Source organism: Bacteroidales bacterium (assembly GCA_035647615.1).
Lineage (GTDB): Bacteria > Bacteroidota > Bacteroidia > Bacteroidales > 4484-276 > SABY01.
Map to the genome: position 1 here is coordinate 1 of DASRND010000001.1, position 20,311 is coordinate 20,311.

The 20,311-nt window shown below is 47.2% G+C and carries 15 protein-coding genes; 10 read left to right on the forward strand and 5 right to left on the reverse strand.

The features are described from left to right. Positions 1 to 99: 99 nt before the first annotated feature. The 6 genes from VFC92_00005 (at position 100) to VFC92_00030 (ending at position 3,585) form a co-directional block, all read left to right on the forward strand. Complete coding sequence (locus VFC92_00005; protein HZK06557.1) at positions 100 to 510, forward strand: DUF134 domain-containing protein; 411 nt, start codon at positions 100 to 102, stop codon at positions 508 to 510. Between the two features lie 32 nt (positions 511 to 542). After that, a complete protein-coding gene (locus VFC92_00010) occupies positions 543 to 866 on the forward strand; it encodes a NifB/NifX family molybdenum-iron cluster-binding protein (protein ID HZK06558.1) in 324 nt (107 codons plus the stop codon). Positions 867 to 882: 16 nt separating this feature from the next. Then, complete coding sequence (locus VFC92_00015; protein HZK06559.1) at positions 883 to 1,095, forward strand: DUF5320 domain-containing protein; 213 nt, start codon at positions 883 to 885, stop codon at positions 1,093 to 1,095. A 77-nt stretch (positions 1,096 to 1,172) separates the two neighbouring features. Continuing rightward, complete coding sequence (locus VFC92_00020) at positions 1,173 to 2,054, forward strand: ATP-binding protein (GenBank protein ID HZK06560.1); 882 nt, start codon at positions 1,173 to 1,175, stop codon at positions 2,052 to 2,054. Next, the gene (locus tag VFC92_00025) at positions 2,051 to 2,917 is read left to right on the forward strand and encodes a 4Fe-4S binding protein (protein ID HZK06561.1); all 867 of its coding nucleotides are present in this window, start codon (positions 2,051 to 2,053) and stop codon (positions 2,915 to 2,917) included. Before VFC92_00020 ends, VFC92_00025 begins: the two co-directional genes overlap by 4 nt. Before the next feature lie 179 nt (positions 2,918 to 3,096). After that, entirely contained in the window at positions 3,097 to 3,585 is a 489-nt protein-coding gene (locus VFC92_00030; GenBank protein ID HZK06562.1) for a nuclear transport factor 2 family protein, read from the forward strand. Positions 3,586 to 3,702: 117 nt separating this feature from the next. On the opposite strand, the gene pheS is transcribed toward VFC92_00030, so the two are convergent. The 5 genes from pheS to VFC92_00055 form a co-directional block, all read right to left on the reverse strand. After that, complete coding sequence (gene pheS / locus VFC92_00035; protein ID HZK06563.1) at positions 3,703 to 4,746, reverse strand: phenylalanine--tRNA ligase subunit alpha; 1,044 nt, start codon at positions 4,744 to 4,746, stop codon at positions 3,703 to 3,705. A 38-nt stretch (positions 4,747 to 4,784) separates the two neighbouring features. Then, positions 4,785 to 5,414: a peptidylprolyl isomerase gene (locus VFC92_00040; GenBank protein ID HZK06564.1), complete on the reverse strand. Its 630-nt coding sequence runs from the start codon at positions 5,412 to 5,414 to the stop codon at positions 4,785 to 4,787. A 67-nt stretch (positions 5,415 to 5,481) separates the two neighbouring features. After that, on the reverse strand, positions 5,482 to 6,111 hold the full coding sequence (locus VFC92_00045; protein ID HZK06565.1) for a peptidylprolyl isomerase: 630 nt from the start codon (positions 6,109 to 6,111) through the stop codon (positions 5,482 to 5,484). 486 nt (positions 6,112 to 6,597) lie between these two features. Then, positions 6,598 to 6,831, reverse strand: coding sequence for a hypothetical protein (locus tag VFC92_00050; protein ID HZK06566.1), 234 nt, complete (start codon positions 6,829 to 6,831; stop codon positions 6,598 to 6,600). A gap of 108 nt (positions 6,832 to 6,939) precedes the next feature. After that, the gene (locus tag VFC92_00055) at positions 6,940 to 7,521 is read right to left on the reverse strand and encodes a thymidine kinase (protein HZK06567.1); all 582 of its coding nucleotides are present in this window, start codon (positions 7,519 to 7,521) and stop codon (positions 6,940 to 6,942) included. Between the two features lie 210 nt (positions 7,522 to 7,731). Here VFC92_00055 and VFC92_00060 point away from each other — a divergent pair, with 210 nt between their 5' ends. The 4 genes from VFC92_00060 to VFC92_00075 all read left to right on the forward strand — a co-directional run bounded on the left by VFC92_00060 (position 7,732) and on the right by VFC92_00075 (position 20,211). Continuing rightward, positions 7,732 to 8,490 carry a hypothetical protein gene (locus tag VFC92_00060; protein HZK06568.1) on the forward strand — a complete coding sequence of 253 codons (759 nt, stop codon included), beginning with the start codon at positions 7,732 to 7,734 and terminating at the stop codon, positions 8,488 to 8,490. Between the two features lie 171 nt (positions 8,491 to 8,661). Next, complete coding sequence (locus VFC92_00065) at positions 8,662 to 12,036, forward strand: S8 family serine peptidase (protein ID HZK06569.1); 3,375 nt, start codon at positions 8,662 to 8,664, stop codon at positions 12,034 to 12,036. A 100-nt stretch (positions 12,037 to 12,136) separates the two neighbouring features. After that, positions 12,137 to 16,054, forward strand: a complete 3,918-nt coding sequence (locus VFC92_00070) for a C25 family cysteine peptidase (protein ID HZK06570.1) — start codon at positions 12,137 to 12,139, stop codon at positions 16,052 to 16,054. 194 nt (positions 16,055 to 16,248) lie between these two features. Continuing rightward, complete coding sequence (locus VFC92_00075; protein HZK06571.1) at positions 16,249 to 20,211, forward strand: C25 family cysteine peptidase; 3,963 nt, start codon at positions 16,249 to 16,251, stop codon at positions 20,209 to 20,211. Positions 20,212 to 20,311 lie beyond the last annotated feature (100 nt).

The following is a 20,311-nucleotide window of genomic DNA, read 5'->3' on the forward strand; positions in this document are numbered from 1 at the left end:
CCTTGAGGTTCTTTCGGGTTTGATTTTATAATATTAAATTTTAATAAAAAAACATTGTTATGAGAATATTCTCATTATCTTTGCAGCAAAATTTATTGTATGTCACGTCGACGTCATCCGCGAAGAGTTGTAGCGCCCCCGGCATTTAAAGGTTACAGGCCTTACGGCACACCTGTTGAAAGTCAGGGCGAGGTAGAGTTGCATTATGAAGAGTACGAAGCCATAAAGCTGGCCGACTACGACGGCATGTTGCACCATGAGGCTTGTGTATTGATGGGGATATCGCGTCCAACCTTTGCCCGCATTTACGAGACTGCACGCCAAAAAATTGCTCGCGCTCTCGTGGAGGTGAAGTCCATAAAGGCGGTGTATGGCAACGCCTGCTTCGACCAAAACTGGGTTTCGTGCAAAAGCTGTCATGCTCTTTTCACGGTGCCCATGCAGGTCACCGATAAAACCTGTCCGATGTGTCATGCTACAGAGATCGTTTTTATTAATGAACCCAAATAGAAATTTAATATTCACAACAAAAACAAACGAGTATGTCAGCAATGAAAACAGTAATAACTTCAAGCGGCGATAAGCTGCAATCGACGATGGATCCACGATTTGGGCGGTGCGCTTACTTTTGCATCTATGACCAGGAAAATGGATCATCAACATTTTTGAAAAATGAATATGCCACGGGACAAAGTGGCGTCGGACAAAAGGTTGCCGAAAAGATGTTGAATCTCGGTATCAAGCGAATCGTTTCGGGCGATTTTGGCCCCAAAGCCAAAGAGATGCTCGACAAATACCAGGTTCAACTGGTGAAGTTTACAGACGATAATAAAACAATTCAACAAATTATTGAAACACTAAAATAATAGAAAGGAGGCAATTATGCCAGGATTAGACAGAACAGGACCAGAAGGCCAAGGCCCTGCCACCGGACGTGGTTTGGGACGCTGTAGAAAACAGCAGCCTGCCGGCAATGACGTTTCTGAAAACACTCCGAGCCGACGCTTAGACAGCGACGAAACCGGACGGGGGCAGGGACGTGGCGCTGGGCGCGGACGTGGATTAGGTCGCGGTTTAGGTCGCGGAAACAGGTAGTGATCTGCCTGCAACATTACATGCTGCATGTTTTAAGTTAAAATGTGCAGCATTTTTTTGATCAAATTTTTTAAAACATGAACTCCAAAAATTTTAAAATTGCTATAGCCAGTGGAAAAGGAGGCACAGGGAAAACAACTGTCGCTGTGAATTTGGCGCATTTTCTTGCGCACGATCGTAAGCTGCAAGTTATGCTGGTAGATTGTGATGTGGAAGAACCCAACGACGCATTGTTTTTTGCTGATGCAAAACTTACGGCCACGGTTCCGGTGTTCCTTCCTATTCCAGAAATCGACGTGGAGAAATGCACTTTTTGCCGGGCTTGTGTGGATTATTGCGCCTTCAACGCCATTACTGTTATTCCACCATTGCAGCATGCCGAGGTGTCAGCGGTGCTATGCCATTCGTGCGGTGCCTGCTTGTACGCTTGTCGCGATGGAGCCATCACAGAAAAAGACTTGCACATCGGAACCATCAATACTTTTAACCTGGGCAATGAATTGCAATTACTCGAAGGACGGTTAAATGTAGGGCTGGCAACACAAACGCCACTCATCCGCCAATTGACCGGCAAAGCAAAAAATTTAGAAGGCACAATCATCTACGATGCGCCTCCCGGAACTTCCTGTTCGGTGGTAGCAACTCTGGCGGGTGCCGATTTTGTGCTTCTCGTTACCGAGCCAACGCCCTTTGGACTACACGATCTGAAACTTGCCGTAGAGTTAGTGCGCTCGATGGATAAAGGTTTTGGCATCGTCATTAATAAAGCCGACAAAGAGTTTGGTGAGATGCAGCAATACCTTTCGGAAGAGGCGCTTCCAGTATTTGCAACCATCCCGTTCGATCGTGAGATTGCGCGGCAGTATTCGGGAAGCCGGCTGCTGATAGAATCCATAGAAGGCTATAAAAAGCATTATAAAGAAATGGCCGGGAAAATTTTTGAAACCACAACTGTATGAAACCAGAAGAGATAACCATTTTGAGCGGCAAAGGAGGCACCGGGAAAACCTCGGTCACTGCAGCCTTCGCCTCCCTGGCAGGTGAGGCAGTTTTTTGCGATTGCGACGTGGATGCTGCTGATCTGCACTTGCTATTAAAACCCGAAATCCATTCCACGCATCCGTTTGCGAGTGGGAGCAAGGCCATCATCGATGCCGCTGCTTGTTCCGGCTGCGGATTGTGTGCAGAAGTATGCCGTTTTGATGCTGTGTTGCAAACCGACGACAATACTTTCTATATTGATCCATTGCTATGCGAAGGCTGCGGGCTTTGCAGCCGTCTCTGTCCGGAAGAGGCCATCCGCATCGAAGAATCATTTAACAACTTCTGGTATATTTCATCTACACGCTTTGGAACCCTGGTGCATGCCCACATGATGCCGGGCGAAGAAAACTCCGGAAGACTCGTGGCAACCATTCGCGACAAAGCCCGTGAGATTGCTAAACAGAATAATATCCGTCGCATTATCAACGATGGCCCGCCGGGAATAGGATGCCCGGTGATTGCCTCGCTTTCGGGGGTTCAGAAAGTGCTTCTGGTGGCTGAGCCATCTGTTTCGGGGCTGCACGATGCGCTGCGGCTGGGGGAGCTTACACGTAAGTTTGGTATTCCCACCAAGGCCATCATCAACAAATGGGATTTGAATCCGGAGCTAAGCCTTAAATTGGAAGAAGAACTGAACGCGAATTCTATTCCAGTGATTGGCAAAATTCCCTTCGACCGGATATTTACGGATGCCATGATTTTAGGGCAGACTATAACCGAGTTTGCGCCGGAATCAGAAGCTACGCTTTTGCTGAAGGAAATCTGGAAGAAGATTTAGGAAAGCGATGAGAGACGAAAAATTAGAGATGAGCGGTGAGAGATAAGAAGGGGAAAATTGTATTTGACATCCGGAATTTTGAGCTTAGGATCTAACTTTCGTTAAATGGGGTTTGTTTTTATCCTATCTTTACCAGATCAAAAAATGCTTTTATTAATCATAAAATAAATGGAGGGTGTATGAAAAAAGGATTTTTACTAATTACGATCATTGTAATGATAGCTGGTGGATGCCAGCAGCCTGAAAAGGAAAAGGTGAATGTAAAAAAGGAAACAGATGCCATCAGGCTGGTATTGCAAAAATATGCACTTGCCAACGAAAATCAGGACATCGGAATGATTGGCGACATCTGGTGCCCATCGGAAAGTATTGTGAGCTTTGGTACCGAGTCGGGTGAGAAGCTGATGGGCTGGGAGCAAATCAAGGCTGCCGTCATCAGGCAATTTAAAAGCTTCACCAACACCTATATTTCCGACCACGACCAGATCATCGAGATCAACGACACGGGAAACACTGCCTGGTTTTCGGAGATTATCAACTACAATTTTATCCGCGACGGCAAAGCCCACAGCTACGAGGGGCTGCGTTACACAGGTGTGCTGGTAAAAAAAGATGGAAAATGGTTGCTGGTGCAAACACACATGTCTGTGCCGGAGGTGCGGAAATGAAATTCCAAAAAACAACAAATTTCAATAATTAAAAAACAATAAATCAAACGGCCACGTGCGTTTGAAAAATTGGTTTTTGGAACTTATTTGCTATTTGGAATTTGCTGTTTGTAGCTTTTAAAACGCTCCCTGAAACTGCTCTAGAAAGCGAACGTCGTTTTCGAAAAACAGGCGCAGGTCATCAATTTGGTAGCTAAGCATGGTGATACGTTCTACTCCCATGCCAAAGGCAAATCCCGTAAATTCGCTGCTGCTGATGCCGCAGCTTTCGAGTACGTTGGGATCCACCATTCCGCAGCCCAATATCTCTACCCATCCAGAATATTTGCAAATCTTGCAGCCACTCCCGCCACAGATTTTACACGAGATGTCCATCTCGGCCGAAGGTTCCGTAAACGGAAAATAAGAAGGCCGGAAGCGAACACGTGTCTCTTCGCCAAAAAGCTCGCGGACAAAGTGATACAGCGTTTGTTTGAGATCAGCAAACGAAACATTATGATCGATATACAAACCCTCAATCTGATGAAAGATGCAATGCGCGCGTGCGGAGATGGCCTCGTTGCGAAACACGCGTCCGGGTGCCAGTATGCGGATAGGAGGCTTGTTATTTTCCATTATCCGTACCTGCACAGATGAAGTGTGCGTGCGAAGTGCCACTTTTTCAGCGCCCGGCACCTGGCTGTCGCTGATAAAAAAGGTGTCCTGCATATCGCGCGCCGGATGCTCTTCAGGGAAGTTGAGCGCCGAGAAGTTGTGCCAGTCGTCCTCTATCTCTGGCCCTTCGGCAACGGTGTATCCCAATCTGTTGAAAATATCGAGGATGCGCCGGCGGACGATCGACAATGGATGGCGGCTGCCGGTAAACCGGAAATCGGCAGGACGGGTGAGGTCGGCGGATGTTCCTGTTGCTGCACCTGCCGAGTGTTGTTCCAGCGATTCTTTGAGCTGGTTAAATTTTTCCTGAGCGCGGTTTTTCAGTTCGTTGAGGCGCTGCCCCATCTCTTTGCGCTCTTCGGGGGGCACACTTTTGAAGTCATCAAATAGTGCCGGTATCTTCCCCTTTTTGCTGATGTAGGTTATGCGGAAAGCGTCGAGTTGTCCGGCGTCTTGTGGCGCGGCGTCATCGATCTCCTGCAACAGCTTTTCAATTTTATCTTTCATGGTATTTTTGTAATGCAAATCCTCTAAAGCCGGAGAGCTTATTTCTCCATTTCGATGGTCATTTTCACTTCATTAACGGGGCGGTCGCCTCCGGCGGTTTTTACCACAGCAATTTTATCGACCACCTCCAGGCCATTGGTAATCTCTCCAAAAACGGTATAGTCGCCATCAAGATGTGGCGTGCCACCAACTGTCGAGTAAATCTGGCGCTGCTCATCGGTAAAAGATTTTCCTCCCTGTGCCATGTTGGTGAGCATAGCTTCGTCGAAAACGCGTCCGTGCACAATGTAAAACTGCGAGCCAGAGGAAGATTTTTCGGGATTCATCTGGTCGGGCATGCGGGCGGCGGCAAGAGCTCCTTTTTTATGAAAATGGTTATCCCGAAATTCGGCCGGAACGGTATAGCCCGGATCCTGGCGACCGTCGGCATTTTGACCACCCTGAATCATAAAATCTTTGATGACGCGATGAAAGATAGAGCCGTTGTACCAGCCTTCGTTTACAAGTTTTATAAAATTGTCGCGGTGCTGTGGCGTGTCGTTGTAAAGTATTCCGTGGATGTCGCCGTAGTCGGTATGGATTACAAATTTTTGGACCTTGTCCTGCTGCGACATTCCCTGAAGTGCAAATGCGGCTATAAGTGTGAAAAGGATTGCGATTTTTTTCATCTGTTTAAATTTAAAATGTGGTTCAATTTTAATTAAAAACTTCTTTTGTTATTGCTTTGCGAATGGATTACTCTGAAATAATTGTCAAGGTCATAGACACGTCATCCACCGGGCGATCGCCGGGGGCGGTGGGAACAGCGGCGATTTTATCAATCACATCCAGTCCGCTCACCACTTCGCCAAATACGGTGTATTGGGTGTCGAGGAAGGGGGTTCCACCAATATTATTATAGATTTCGATTTGTTCAGGAGTGTAAGAAGCGCCTGATTGTTGAGCGACGTTGTTTAGTGCGTCGGGCGGGGTTTTACTTCCCTGCACAATATAAAACTGTGAGCCGGAGGAGCTGCGCTGCGGATTTACCTGGTCACCTTGACGTGCTGCTGAGAGGGCGCCTTTTTTGTGAATAAATGCGGGGTTAAATTCTGCCGGAATGGTGTAGCCGGGGCCACCGCTGCCCAGTCGTTTGTTGGGCGCTGCGCCCTTGCTTTCGGGGTCGCCGCCCTGAATCATAAAGTCGCGGATGACGCGGTGAAACAGCGTGCCATTGTAGTAGCCTTCGCGCACCAGCTTCAGGAAATTGTCGCGGTGTTGTGGCGTTTCGTCATAGAGCAGCAGCGTCATGTCGCCAAATTTGGTGCTTAGTTTTACTTTTTGTCCGGTAGGAGTTTCCGTCGGCGTTTGTTGAGGTGTGTCCATTGTATCTTGTGTTTGGATGGTTTGCGTGATTTCTTCCGGGGTGGATTGCAGGGTTTCCTCCGGGGTGGATTGTGTTTGTTTACTGTCGGTGCCCGAAGGCTGGTTGCAGGCGCCCAGGGTAAGGGCTGCCACAAGGATTAGAAGGAATGTGTTTTTCATCATTATCAGCTATTTAAAATTTAGCACAAAGAACGGAAAATATTTTCAGATTAGAAACAGGCTGCCGGAGGTGATAGGTTGGATCCATAGGGGTGTAAATTAAAATGTGTTATATTTTACAAATGAATAATTTGCAAATGCTTGACTGTGGGAACTTGCTTGACAAATCTTTAGATTTTCATTTGATGGGGATTCAAAATTTTAATACCCTCAATCTTTTCGAAATAACTGACAAGTAAAACTGCTTGTCGATAATACCATCCAGCATTAAAAGCGCTTCTTCAGGAAGTTTTTCGCTAAAGTAATCAATAGCCACGTTGGTGTCGATTAGATAATTCTGGCTTCCCATTCGTTGCGCATTTCTGTTAGTTGTTCAAGGAGTTCATTTGCCCGATCCTTACTTAGTGAACCACGAAGAGTGGCAGAAATCTTTTTATCCTTTGTAATTTCTGATTTACCAGAAACTGTCTTATCCAATACCCGTATGATGTTGGCGAATTCAAGACCTTTCAAAATCCTCATTGCATTACTATCCCTTAGTTCTACAGTTACTGTCTCCATATTTTTTTCCTTTTCATAAATGAACAACCTATAAACGATTGGTTGTGGGAACTTGTTTGACAAAAGTACGAAAATCAGGATTACAATTAATCTCCGGCAGTTGCCCTATCATTTTTTCTTCCGCTCTTCGAAAAAGCAGCGACGACACAGCGGCTCGTAGCGGTCGGTTTCGCCCAGCTCCACCAGCTTTTCGCCACCGGCGATGCGGTGCGAATACTGCGCCAGGTTGCCGCATTTCATGCAAATGGCGTGTACCTTTGTCACGTATTCGGCGGTGGCTATCAGGGCGGGCATGGGACCAAAAGGTTTGCCGGTGTAGTCCATGTCGAGGCCTGCCACGATCACACGCATCCCGGCATTGGCCAGTTGGTTGCAAACTGCCGGTAGCCCTTCGTCGAAAAACTGCGCTTCGTCCACAGCCACCACGTCTACCTCGCCGGCCAGCAACAATATTTGCGACGACGATTCCACAGGTGTGGAAGGAATGCTTGAAGCATCGTGCGACACAACATCCGATGCATCGTAGCGCGAATCGATGGCAGGTTTAAATATCTCTACCTTCTGGCGCGAGATGCGGGCACGCTTGAGCCTACGGATCAGCTCTTCGGTTTTTCCCGAAAACATAGAGCCGCAAATAACTTCTATCCAGCCGCCGCGGGCGGTGCGGTCGGCCTTGGTTTCTAAAAACATATTCCTTTTTTTCTAAAAAAACCTCCTGCTTTTGCCGGAATTTGTGCCGCGAAAATACGCTTTCTGTTCCTTAATCGTTCATCACATCGGGACGAGTTTTGAAAAAGATAAAAGGAACAGTTTAATATTTTTGCTTTTTTTGCAAATGCTAATCAAAACTGATGCTTCCGCCGAAAACCAAAAAAGATATCTGCAGCTGAAATTTATTTTATGACGATCAACGATCAAATCACTCAACAGGTACAAAAACTTGTAAAAGACTGGATGCGTGCCAACCGCCACCAGCCGGAGATAGCGCGCCTGGATCGCGACATCCTCTTCGACGACCTCCGTCTGCTTTACGATCTGATTGATGAACTTGAGATGGCCCATCCGGGCGCTCATTTGGCAAATCAAAACCCAACAACGCGGGAGGAGAAAATTAAGGAGGTTCCGTTTTCGATAGCAAAAGAAGATGAATATTTTGTAAAAGAAGAAAAGAAGGATAAGACCGAAAAGGCGGACGATGATGCACAAAATCTGGCAGTCTCTGTGGCAGAAAAAGAAAAGCCTTTTGTGGAATCGGCTGCGCCAACCATCGAGAAAGAAAAACCTTCTGGGTCGATATCTCCTTCATCTTCAATTTCCAGTAGGAGAGCACCAAGATCGACAGCCGACCAATTTACTCCTGCCAAAACGTTTGCCGATGTTTACCAAAAGAGCGACACTTCTCTGTCAGCGCACATCGGCAGCCATGCCATTCCCGACATCAGGGCGGCCATTGGGGTGAATGATAAATTTTTGTTTATCAATGAAATTTTTAAAGGGGATGTGGAAGCCTATCAACAAACCATCGACCAGCTGAACCGCCAGAAACGTTTGGATGATGCACTTCTGGTGATAGATGAAGTGAAGCAAAAATATGCTCTTCAGGAGGTGGAAGTCATTAATATTTTAATTAAAATTATCCAACGGAAATTCCAAAATTAAAGCCATATCTTTATTAAATCAAAAAAATTCGGAGGACATGATTATCTTAATATGCTGATTCAACAAAGTTTGGCTTCAGATGTTATTTACTTTGCTTTCTGCGGAACTGAACAATATTCTTAGAAATTTTAAAACGGATTTATATTTTTTACTACAACTAAAACTTATCAAATGAAAAGATTCACTACGCTTATTCTACTGGTTTTACTGGCAGGTATGCTGACAACTCTCAGTGCTCAGAGCCTCCTTACAAATCATCTTGCCACGCATCTTGAGCAGGTTTCTGCTGATGACATGGTTCGCATCAACATTACTTTAAAAGATAAATACGATTCACAAGAGTTGTTGCGTCATGCGCAGACATTGCGCGGAGAGGAACGTCGCCAGTATGTGGTGGCTGCGCTCAAAGATTTTTCGACCCTCTCGCAGCGCGGAGTAGTTGCACAGCTCAACCAGCAGCAGCGGAGCCAGCAGGTGCATCAGGTAACCACTTATTGGATTGCTAACGTGATCAACTGCTACGCAACACCTGAGGCGATAACTCAACTTGCCAAGCGCAACGACATCGAATCCATCGACTACGACGAGACGCGTATGCTTCTCGATCCGGCGGAGCGCAAAAATGCTGTGGCTGTAGAAGGCGTTCCCGGCAGCCGCGAAATAACATGGAATGTCCTCAAGATAAACGCTAATGCTGTATGGTCGTTAGGTTTCGATGGCGATGGCATCATTGTATCGGTAATTGATACAGGTGTTAATTACGACCACCTCGACTTGCAGGGTAATATCTGGCAGAGCGACGAATATCCTTTTCATGGATATAATTTTGTTGGTAACAACAACAATCCCAAGGATGATAACGGTCACGGAACGCATTGCGCAGGAACGGTAGCCGGCCAAGGAGCATCAGGTTCACAAACCGGCGTTGCTCCCGGAGCTACCATTATGTGTATTAAAGTGCTCGACGCCGGCGGCAGTGGCAACGAAAGCGGTGTGTGGTCGGGGATAGAATTCAGCGTAGAGCAAGGTGCTCATGTGATGAGCCTTTCATTGGGATGGCTTCACGACTGGGGTCCAAACCGCCGTGTATGGCGCGAAGCTTTCGACAACTCGCTGGCAGCAGGTATTGTGGCATCAGTGGCAGCCGGCAACGAAGGCGACCAGCAAGGTAGCTATCCCATTCCTGACAACGTGCGTACTCCCGGCGATCTTCCACCACCCTGGCTCCACCCTGACCAAACACTTATCGGTGGCACCTCGGGAATTATCTGTGTAGGTGCTACTACCAGCAGCAATCAGGTTTCCAGCTTTTCCGGACGTGGTCCGTTGACCTGGAGCAACATAGGTCCTTTTAACGATTATCCTTATCAACCTGGTATTGGTCTGATTCGTCCTGACATCTGCGCTCCCGGCTCCAACATCAAATCGTTGGCTTATAATAGCAACACGGGCTACGAAGATGGATGGAGTGGTACCTCGATGGCTACTCCGTGTAATGCCGGCATGATAGCCCTGATGCTGCAGAAAAATGATCAGCTTAGCCCCGAACAGATTTCGCAGATTTCGGAAGAAACTGCACAGGTGATGACGCCCGGTAAAAACAACAACAGCGGCTCCGGACGCATCGACGCGCTGGCAGCCGTAAATGCTGTTCCGCTGCCAGGGCCAAGCTATTATGCTCATTCCATCAACGATGCTTCGGGTAATAACAATGGTATCCCCGAACCGGGAGAATCTATATTGCTCACCCTGGCAATGGCCAATTTTAGCGATGCTCCTGCCAGCAACGTTACGGTGGCTATTACTACCCAAAATCCATTTATCACACTCACCGATTCCGTTGAGTATTTTGGTGATTTTGGTCTCGAAGACATCATCGAGAAAGAGGATGCCTATGCTTTTGAAGTGGCTGGCAACATTCCTGGTGGCGAACAAATCACCATTAATATTACGGCTTACACCGATGACGAATCATGGGAGAGCAAATTTGTGATCACCGCGCATGGCGTGCTTTTGTCGGCCGGCGGGGTTACTATTAATGATTTTGCCGGCAACAACAACGGCAATCTTGATCCCGGTGAGGTAGCCGATCTGATCATTCCTATTTCTAACCTTGGACAGATTGATGCCGAAGAAAGCATGGCACTGCTTTCTACTTTCAGTACATGGATTACCATCAATAGCGTCGAATTTGATCTGGAAACTTTGGAGGCTGGCGAAAGCACCGATGCTGTTTTCAATGTTACGGTTTCGCCTGCTGCACCTATCGGAACAGTGATTGACCTTGTTCTAAAGGTTACTTCCGGAGCTTATGAACTTATGCAGTCTTATACCCCCAAAGTAGGTTTGATAGTGGAAGATTTTGAAACTGGTGATTTCACCAAGTTTCCATGGCAGTTTGCCGGAAATGCCAACTGGACAATTGTGGGCAGTGAAGTGTACGAAGGAGATTATGCAGCCAAATCTGGTTCAATTGCGCACAATACACAAACAGAGATGAAGCTGGTGTATGAAGTTGCCGGCAACGATTCGATAGCCTTTTATCGTAAGGTGTCGAGTGAAAATAACTACGACTGGCTGCGGTTTTATATTGATAATAATAAAGTTGGCGAATGGTCGGGTGAAACAGACTGGGGGCGTGTAGCCTTTGCGGTGACTGCCGGCGAGCATACTTTCCGTTGGCAATACATCAAGGATATTTATGTAGCCGGTGGCAGCGACTGTGCCTGGGTAGATTACATCGAACTGCCCGCCAGCACCGACGTAACCATGAGCGTGTATGCCGGCGTAGATGACGAAACCTGTGCCCAGGATGCGTTTACAACTTCTCCCTTTGCTATGAATTATGAAAACGCACTCTGGAGTACTTCCGGTGACGGAGTTTTTGATAATCCTTCACTGCTCGAAGTCACCTACATGCCCGGTGTTCAGGATGCTGAAGACGGCATGGTAACACTTTCGCTGACGGTGTTTGGCAATGGTCAATTGCTTTCTGATGAAATGATCCTCACCATATTGCCGCTGCCCGAAACACCGGGGGCCATCAGTGGTCTCGACATGGTGTGTAACTATTGGATAGAAACCTATTCCATTGCTCCACTGGCTGCTACTGATACTTACCAATGGATTTTGCTGCCCGAAGATGCCGGCACATTGGTATCTGAAAATGGATACGAAGCAGAAATTTCCTGGAATGAAAATTATTACGGCGAGGTAACTCTGGCTGTTCAGGGCTACAACGACTGCGGTTTTGGCGAACTTTCCGAAACGCTTACCATCATGGTAGACGAATGTATTGGTGTGAATGAACCCAATGCCAACGATCCGGCGTTGACGCCCAATCCTAACAACGGATTCTTTACCATCGAGGCAGCCGCCGACGCGCAAATGACCATCACCGACCTGTCGGGTAAAATATTGTATGAAGGTGCTGTTCAGGCAGGTTATAATGCTGTGGATGCCCAGTGGCTGCTGGAAGGCTTTTATTTGTTGACACTCAAAGGCCAAAACCATGTTTACACGACCAAGCTTGTCGTACGTAAATAAATTATCTTTGTGAAACTTTTTGGAAGGAGGATCGGTGGGGCAGAGGCACTTCCGATCCTTTTCTATATTTTTTAATTAAACTCTCATTACTATTTTTACTATGAAAAAATTTCTTCTCTCGATGGTACTTGTGCTGGTTTCACTTGGCGTGATGCAAGCACAGGTACTCGAAAAAACCTACCATTTCGACCAACCACAGATTACAACCGTTGATGGCTACACGACCATCAGTTTTGAAAACACTATGCCTGTTGGTATCGCCGGCGAGCCTATGTTGCCCTACCATTCGGTATCGCTGCTGCTGCCTCCCGGAACGGCTGCCAAAGATATTGTGCTGCTCACGGGCGAAAAGGTAACCCTTGAGGGTGCTTTCATGATTTATCCCATGCAGCATTCCCGTCCGGTGTCGGAAGGAGCCTCCGGAACTTTTGTTATCGACAGCCGGGTTTACCAATCCGACGCTGCTTATCCTGCCTCACTGCACGGCCACATTACCACCCAATACATGAATGGCCATGCTGTGGCATTGTGCTCTTTTACTCCGGTAGAGTACATTCCGGAAACGGGACAGATTTCTTATTATAAAAATATTACAGCTCAGATCAACGCCACTGCCAGTGAGAAATCGGTGGCAGCGCTGCAAAATCTTCGGAGCTCTTCATCTATTCAGTCGCGGCTGAAGGCTTTAGTTCAAAATGAGGAGGCCATTTCCACCTATCCAACTACCGATAGCCGCAGCGACGATTACCAAATGCTCATCATCACCTCCTCGCAGTTTGCAGCGGGTTTTGAAGAATTAGTCGAATTTTATAAGCCCCGTGGCATCAAAGCGCAAGTGGCTGTTACCACTGATATCTATGCGCAAATGACCGGCGTGGACAACCCGGAGAAGATTAGGAATTACATCATCCAGGAATATCAGCAGCATGGCATCGAGCAGGTGACGATGGGTGGCGACGTGGAGCACGTGCCTTACCGCGGATTGTATTGCAAAGTGCAGTCATCGACGGTTTATGAAGACAACGACATTCCTGCCGACCTTTATTTTGCTGCTTTGGACGGCACCTGGAACGACAACGGCAACAACAAATGGGGCGAGATTGGCGAAGACGACCTGCTGCCGGAAATCGGCATCGGACGTTTTTCGATTTCCAACATGACTGAATTCAACGCTTTGATGAACAAAACTATTCAGTACCAACAAAACCCTGTGTTGGGTGAACTTGAAAAGCCGCTTTTGGTTGGCGAATGGTTGTATGACACTCCTGAAACCTGGGGTGCGGATTATCTCGAATTACTCATCGGCAACCACGACGACAACGGCTATACCACCAACGGCATACCGGAAAATCAGGACATTCAAACACTTTATGAACGGGATGGCTCATGGTCGGCTACCACTTTGAAAAATAAAATGAACCAAGGCTCCTCTTTTCTTCACCACGTAGGTCATGCCAATAGCAACTACGCCATGAAGTTTTACAACAGCGACATCACCAACAACAACTTTGCACCGCTCGACGGAACCACGCACAACTATTCGCTCATCTTCTCGCATGGTTGTATTTGCGGCGCTTTCGACGACAGCGATTGCATCGGCGAAAAGATGATTACTATCGAGAATCTGGCGGTGGCTGTTTACATGAACTCGCGCTACGGCTGGTTTAACGAAGGCCAAACCGAAGGCCCCGCACAACACCTCAACCGCGAACTGGTGGATGCTTTTTATGATAAACGAGAAGGCCGGCTGGGTGTAGCTTACACGATGGCACGCATCGAAACGGCTCCCTGGGTGACGGCTCCCGGACAACACGAAGAAGGCGCGTTGCGCTGGAATTTCTACGACTGCAACCTGCTGGGCGACGCCGCTGTAAGTTTCTGGAGCGCCGAACCAATCGAAATTTCTGCCACTTATCAGGAAGCACTGCCCATTGGTATTCCCTCTATCAGTATCACCCTTACGGGGAATGGCAACACCGAAGGCCTCAATTGTACTTTTATAAAAGGTGATCAGGTGTATGGCATAGCGCAAACCAATGCTGCCGGTACCGCCGAAATAGTTTTTGACGAAGCCATCACCGAACTGGGCGAAGCTACGATTTACGTAGCCGGATACAACTGCCTTCTGCACGAATATCCCGTGATGGTGATTCCCAATAATGGGGCTTATGTGGTTTATTCCTCTTCAATAATCAACGATGCCGGTGGAAATAATAACGGAATGGCCGATTACAACGAAAGCATCCTGCTTACCACTGAGCTTGAAAATGTGGGCACCGTACTGGCCGAAAATGTCGTTGCAACACTCACCTCCTCCGATTCTTTTGTAACCATCACCGATGCTACTCAAACTTATGGAAACATCGCCGGACAAACCAAAATGAATATTGCTGATGCCTTTGCTTTTGATATCGCTGGTAATATTCCCGATCAGCATCCGATAGCTTTTACGCTGCAGGCTGCCGGACAGGAAACCTGGTCGTCGAACTTCAATATCGTGGCCAACGCGCCTCATCTAAAGATGTTGAACTTTACAGTAAATGATGCAAGCGGTAATAACAATGGCATGCTCGATCCGGGTGAGACGGCTGATCTTATCATCACCGGAATCAACAACGGACACGCTGCTGCTTACGATGTTACCGGACTTCTCACTTCCAGCGATCAGTACATCACCGTAAATAATACTTCTGCTCAAAGTTTGGGCGATTTGAATGCCGGTGATGATGCGCAGGTTATTTTTTCTGTTACGGTTGACGACAATGTTGCACCCGGTCATACATCGATTTTGAATTTTGAAATGGAAGCCATGCACGGTATTGAGGCATCCGATGAGATAATGATCGCCTTTACCGATTACTGCGAGGCTACCACCACCTACCAGGATGAATATATTTCCAATGTTGCATTTGGTACCATTAACAAATCAAGCGGATGGCAAGGAGCCGTTGCTGATTACACAGATCTAACCAATATCATGGAACCCGGCGAGTCGCAGGCAATTACCGTTACCAACGGAAACGCCTGGTCGAGCGATAAAGTTACGGTTTGGGTCGATTGGAATGCCAACAAAGAGCTGGGCGATGCAAGCAACGAAATCTATGTTTTGACAAGTGTTGGGGGTGGTGCAACTTTCCAGGGCAATATCGCTGTTCCGGCTACTGCACAGGCCGCGCAATACCGCATGCGCGTGAGGATGACTTACAGCTCCGCTCCTGAGCCCTGCGGTTCCGCATCGTATGGCGAAGTAGAAGATTACACCATCATTGTTGCAGGTGGCCCGCTGGCGGCGAATGTAACTTGTAATCCCGATGAGATATGCCAGGGCGAAGAATCCCAACTGATGGCTTCTGTCGGTGGCGGTTCAGGAATTTATACCTACACCTGGACTCCTGCAGCAGGATTGAGTAATCCCACAATTTATAACCCTGTGGCTTCGCCCGACGAAACCACCGTTTATACGGTCGCAGTTAGTGATGGCCTTGAAGTGATTACCGAACAAGTTACTTTAACGGTTCACCCGTTACCTGAAACACCTTTTATTACACTCACCCTCGAAACACTAACGTCTGATGCTGCTGAAGGCAACCAATGGTACGACAGCCAGGGTATTATTGCCGGAGCTACCGGACAATCCCATATTTGCACCTGGGAAGATGTGTATCACGTGGTGGTAACCAGCCAGGCTGGCTGTGTTTCCGATCCATCCAACAGCATTCATGTGGTGGTGAGCGGCATTGGTGAGCCAGGCAACACTGACCGGCTCGTTATCGCTCCCAATCCTTTTAGCGAAGAGGTGAACATTACTATAGCTTTGCAACAGGGAACCCACTACACATTGGCAATCATCAATGCGCTGGGGCAGGAAGTTATGGCAATTTCGCAAGGAAGCACCGCCACCGGAAGTGCAGAGAAATTCCACATCAGCGGCAATAAGTTGCAGCACGGAATTTATTTTGTAAGACTTACCACCAACGAGCGGGTGCAGATGACCAAGATTATCCACACGCAAAACTAAAGGATGACTTTAAACCTTATTCATAAAATTGAATCTAAAAATAGAAAATAATAATAACAGCACCTGTCGTTTGAACTCATTTGCAACGGGTGCTGTTTTTTGTTAATTAAATGTTAATTTGAATTTTTAATGGCCTTGAGCCAAAAGTCTTAAATACTTTTATCGAAATTTTTACAACAAATAATTAAACTATTATGACCAAAAAATTTATGCTTTTTACATTCCTGTTGCTTGCAGCCACAGGACTATATGCTCAGAAAAGCTGGGTTCCATTCACCAGCAATGAGCCAGCCCAAACGACCATCGCTGTGCAGCAGTCGGACAGAGCCGGACTAACTCTGGAGATTACTGTGCCGGGCATGTACCGCCAGCAGATTACAGAGGGCGAAATGGTATTCGATCAGTTGTCGCTTACCTCCGGCGCCACCACTCTGGAGGTGGGATTGCCTGAGCTGCCTATGCTTGGTCAGATGATAGGCATTCCGGGAAACCAGAAAGTTTCTTTCAAAATTATCGAGCAGAAAATCCAAACTGTGGAAGGTTACAACGTGTATCCTTTCCAAACGCCAACCACCGACAACCCCGGTGGCCATGACCATCCGTTTGTGATGGATCAGAATTTTTATAATCAAAACCGTATTTTCCCGGGCGTGAATGTACAAATGGATGCCCCTCAGGTGTGGCGCGACGTAAAACTTACCAACCTGCACGTAACGCCATTTAGCTACAATCCATCCACACAATCGCTCGAAGTGATCACGCATCTGGTGGTAGCCGTTGAGTTTGAAGGAACGGACAACACGATGAATTTCAATCCGCGGATGGAACTTTCGCCCAAGTTTTACAACATGTACAAATCGGCGATTCCAAACTTTGAGACGCTGGGTTACACCCTGAGTCTGCGCGAATCCCCCGGCATCAAATATCTGGTGATTACCAATGATGAAGCTGTTGATGCCGTTCAGCCGCTGGTGGATTGGAAAAACCAAATGGGACATCGCGCAGAAGTGCGCACCCTGGAGGCGGGCTTTAATACGCCACAGCAATTCAAAACCTATATTTCCGAACTTTACGAAACCGACGGACTGGAATATGTGCTGATGGTGGGCGATGCCTATCCCAACGGCGGCAGCAACGGCGGCCCCAACATTGTACCGATGTACTACTGGAGCCCCGGCGGCGATCCTTCTTATTCCGACAGTTGGTACACCTGCCTCGACGGCCCCAACGACCACTATGCTGATCTGGCCATTGGCCGGTTTGTTTACGACGCTAACAAACTCTTTGAGCTGGAGCTGCAGATCGAAAAAACGATGACGCATTATCTTACTCCCGATATGTCGAGCAACTGGGGCGAAAACACAATTTTGATTGCAAACAAGCAAGATTATCCGGGAAAATACACACAGTGTTGCAACGAAATTGCCTCCTTCAATTATTCGATACAAACACCCATTTTCGAAAAAGCTTATGGTGGCGAAGGCTACAACAATGCCGATGTGGTAGAATTTATAAATACTACGGGCTCGGGTATTTTTAACTACCGGGGTCATGGTAGTGAAACCGAATTGTGGGACTGGACAAACTCGGGGCCTCCGCATTTCACAAAATCAAACGTTATACAACTTAACAATTTGGATCAGCTCTTCGTATTCTTCGATGTTTGCTGCGACAACATGGATATTGTGGGATATTCCGGTGAATGTCTTTGCGAATCATTTATGAAGCATCCAGCCGCATCTGTTGCCGTTCATGGTGCCATCATCCCATCTTACACCATTCCTAATCATGATTATGACAAGGAGATGTACAAAGCCATTTTTCATGAAAACATTACCAACATCGGCTATATCACCAACTTTGCCAACCTCACGGTGCTGAACGTACATGGTGAGCTTGGCAAATCGAATGTCCGTACCTATCTATGGTTGGGCGACGCCTCCATCGAACCCTGGACCAAGCAGATAGGAACACTTACTGTTTCACACGATGCACAACTTTTTCTGGGGATGAGCGAATTTACCGTCACCATTACCGGCAACGGCGGCTCTGTAGAAAACGCCATGGTGTGTGTTTCCAACGAAGATCAGTCGGTGTATGCTGTTGGCTATTCCGATGCTTCAGGAGTTGCTATTGTAGCTTTTGATGGTCCGGTAATCGATCCCGGCCACGTGAACGTTACCGTAAGTTTGCACAACTACCTGCCTTATCAGGGCATTGTTCCGGTAATTCCGCAGGAAGGGCCTTACGTTGTTAAAGACAGCTATGTTATTAATGACATTGCTGGTGGCAATGGCAACGGCCTGATGGACTATGCCGAGCAGGTGATGCTTTCGCTAAGCGTAAAAAATGTGGGTATCGAAACTGCTGCAAACGTTATTGTAACCATCTCTACCGAAGACGAATACATTACTATTACTAATGCTACCGCTAATTATGGCGACATCGAACCTGATGGTGTTGCAACGGTTACCGATGGTTTTGCTTTTGACGTAGCCGAAAACCTGCCCGATGGCCACGGCGTGCTGCTGAACGTTTCGGCCAGCGATGGCACCGACAACTGGGCAAGTACAGTGGTTATCCCCGGTCATGCACCAAAACTTTCTTTAAACGGATATTCGATAAATGATGCTTCGGGAAACAACAATGGCTTCCTTGATCCGGGCGAAACTGTCGAAATGACCGTAAACGTGATCAACAAAGGATCTGCTGATGCTTACACTGTTGTTGCAAGCCTCCTTAGCACCGATCCTATGCTTTCGGTTTTATCTGCCGATCCCCAGGAAATTGGTGATTTAGTGCCCAGTGCTACCGGCTTGGCTGTATTTACCGTTTCTGCCGATCCGACTATTGTTCCCGGGTATTTGGGTGAGCTTTTACTTACATTAAATGCCGATTTTAATATTGAACAGGAAGACGTGGTGCTCATTCCATTTACCGATTATTGTGATGCATCAACCTCCAACCAGGATGAATATATTTCAAAAGTTGTTTTGGGTGAGATAAATAATTCGAGTAGCTGGCAGGGTGGCGTTGCTGATTATAGAGACATTACCACCACGCTCGAACCTGGCGTGGCCGAAGCTATTACTGTTACAAACGGAAATGCATGGTCGAGCGACAAGGTTACAGTTTGGATCGACTGGAATATGGATAAGGAGCTGGGAAATAATCCTGAGGAAACCTACGTGCTGACCAGTAATGGCTCGGGGCAAACCTTTACCGGAAACATTACTCCTCCGGCCGATCAGCAAGGCGGGCAATACCGCATGCGGGTAAGGATGACTTATAGCACTGCCCCCGTACCTTGTGGCAACTCATCTTATGGCGAAGTTGAAGACTATACCGTTATTATCGAACAAGGTATGACCGCAAACTTCAATGCGAATAATACTGAAATCTGCCAAGACCTCGAAGTTACGTTTACCGATTACTCATCTGGTGGAATAGACGAATGGTATTGGGAATTTGAAGGTGGAACACCGGCAACCTCTGCCGAGGAAAATCCGACGGTAATGTACGAAGAAGGCGGTACCTTCGACGTAACCCTTACCATTACAGGTGCGCAGGGCAGCAGCGTCATCACTAAACCGGATTACATCCATGTGATAGATAAACCTGACGATGCCGGCGACATCTTTGGCAGCATGCAAACCTGCCAGGGCTACGAAGAAACCTTTGCGGTGAGTGAAATCGAATATGCTGATAATTATAACTGGGTGCTTGTTCCCGCCGAGGCCGGCGAAGTAACCGCAACGGATAACGCAATAACCATCCTCATCAGCCTGGAATATGAAGGCGATGCTTCCCTTAAAGTATGTGGTAGCAACGACTGCGGCGAAGGTGCTTGGAGCGAGGATTTCGTTTTCTCCATCAATACCTGCGTAGGAATTTTTGATGGTCAAACATCAGCACAGGCCACGATTTATCCCAATCCGGGCGAAGGACTTTTTACCCTTGAGCTTAACGGCAACGACGTGGTACAACTGCAAGTAGTCAACGCCATTGGTGAAATAGTATATAAGGTTTCGGATGTAAAAGTTGATGGTCATCTTGCCACCGACATCAACCTGAACGGATTTGCTGAAGGTGTTTATTTCCTGAAAATCGACGGCAACACCATGCATGAATTCCAAAAAATCGTCATTACACGATAGGGAATTTTATTAAAAGAAAAATTCAAAAAAGGCTGTCCTGAAAAGGCAGCCTTTTTTTTATTACTTGTGGTAAGAATGACCCCGATTTTTTCCGCACAAG

Coding starts and splice junctions, on each gene's coding strand:
- VFC92_00005 (HZK06557.1), top strand. CDS start 100: ATGTCACGTCGACGTCATCCGCGAAGAGTTGTAGCGCCCCCGGCATTT.
- VFC92_00010 (HZK06558.1), top strand. CDS start 543: ATGTCAGCAATGAAAACAGTAATAACTTCAAGCGGCGATAAGCTGCAA.
- VFC92_00015 (HZK06559.1), top strand. CDS start 883: ATGCCAGGATTAGACAGAACAGGACCAGAAGGCCAAGGCCCTGCCACC.
- VFC92_00020 (HZK06560.1), top strand. CDS start 1,173: ATGAACTCCAAAAATTTTAAAATTGCTATAGCCAGTGGAAAAGGAGGC.
- VFC92_00025 (HZK06561.1), top strand. CDS start 2,051: ATGAAACCAGAAGAGATAACCATTTTGAGCGGCAAAGGAGGCACCGGG.
- VFC92_00030 (HZK06562.1), top strand. CDS start 3,097: ATGAAAAAAGGATTTTTACTAATTACGATCATTGTAATGATAGCTGGT.
- pheS (HZK06563.1), bottom strand. CDS start 4,746: ATGAAAGATAAAATTGAAAAGCTGTTGCAGGAGATCGATGACGCCGCG.
- VFC92_00040 (HZK06564.1), bottom strand. CDS start 5,414: ATGAAAAAAATCGCAATCCTTTTCACACTTATAGCCGCATTTGCACTT.
- VFC92_00045 (HZK06565.1), bottom strand. CDS start 6,111: ATGGACACACCTCAACAAACGCCGACGGAAACTCCTACCGGACAAAAA.
- VFC92_00050 (HZK06566.1), bottom strand. CDS start 6,831: ATGGAGACAGTAACTGTAGAACTAAGGGATAGTAATGCAATGAGGATT.
- VFC92_00055 (HZK06567.1), bottom strand. CDS start 7,521: ATGTTTTTAGAAACCAAGGCCGACCGCACCGCCCGCGGCGGCTGGATA.
- VFC92_00060 (HZK06568.1), top strand. CDS start 7,732: ATGACGATCAACGATCAAATCACTCAACAGGTACAAAAACTTGTAAAA.
- VFC92_00065 (HZK06569.1), top strand. CDS start 8,662: ATGAAAAGATTCACTACGCTTATTCTACTGGTTTTACTGGCAGGTATG.
- VFC92_00070 (HZK06570.1), top strand. CDS start 12,137: ATGAAAAAATTTCTTCTCTCGATGGTACTTGTGCTGGTTTCACTTGGC.
- VFC92_00075 (HZK06571.1), top strand. CDS start 16,249: ATGACCAAAAAATTTATGCTTTTTACATTCCTGTTGCTTGCAGCCACA.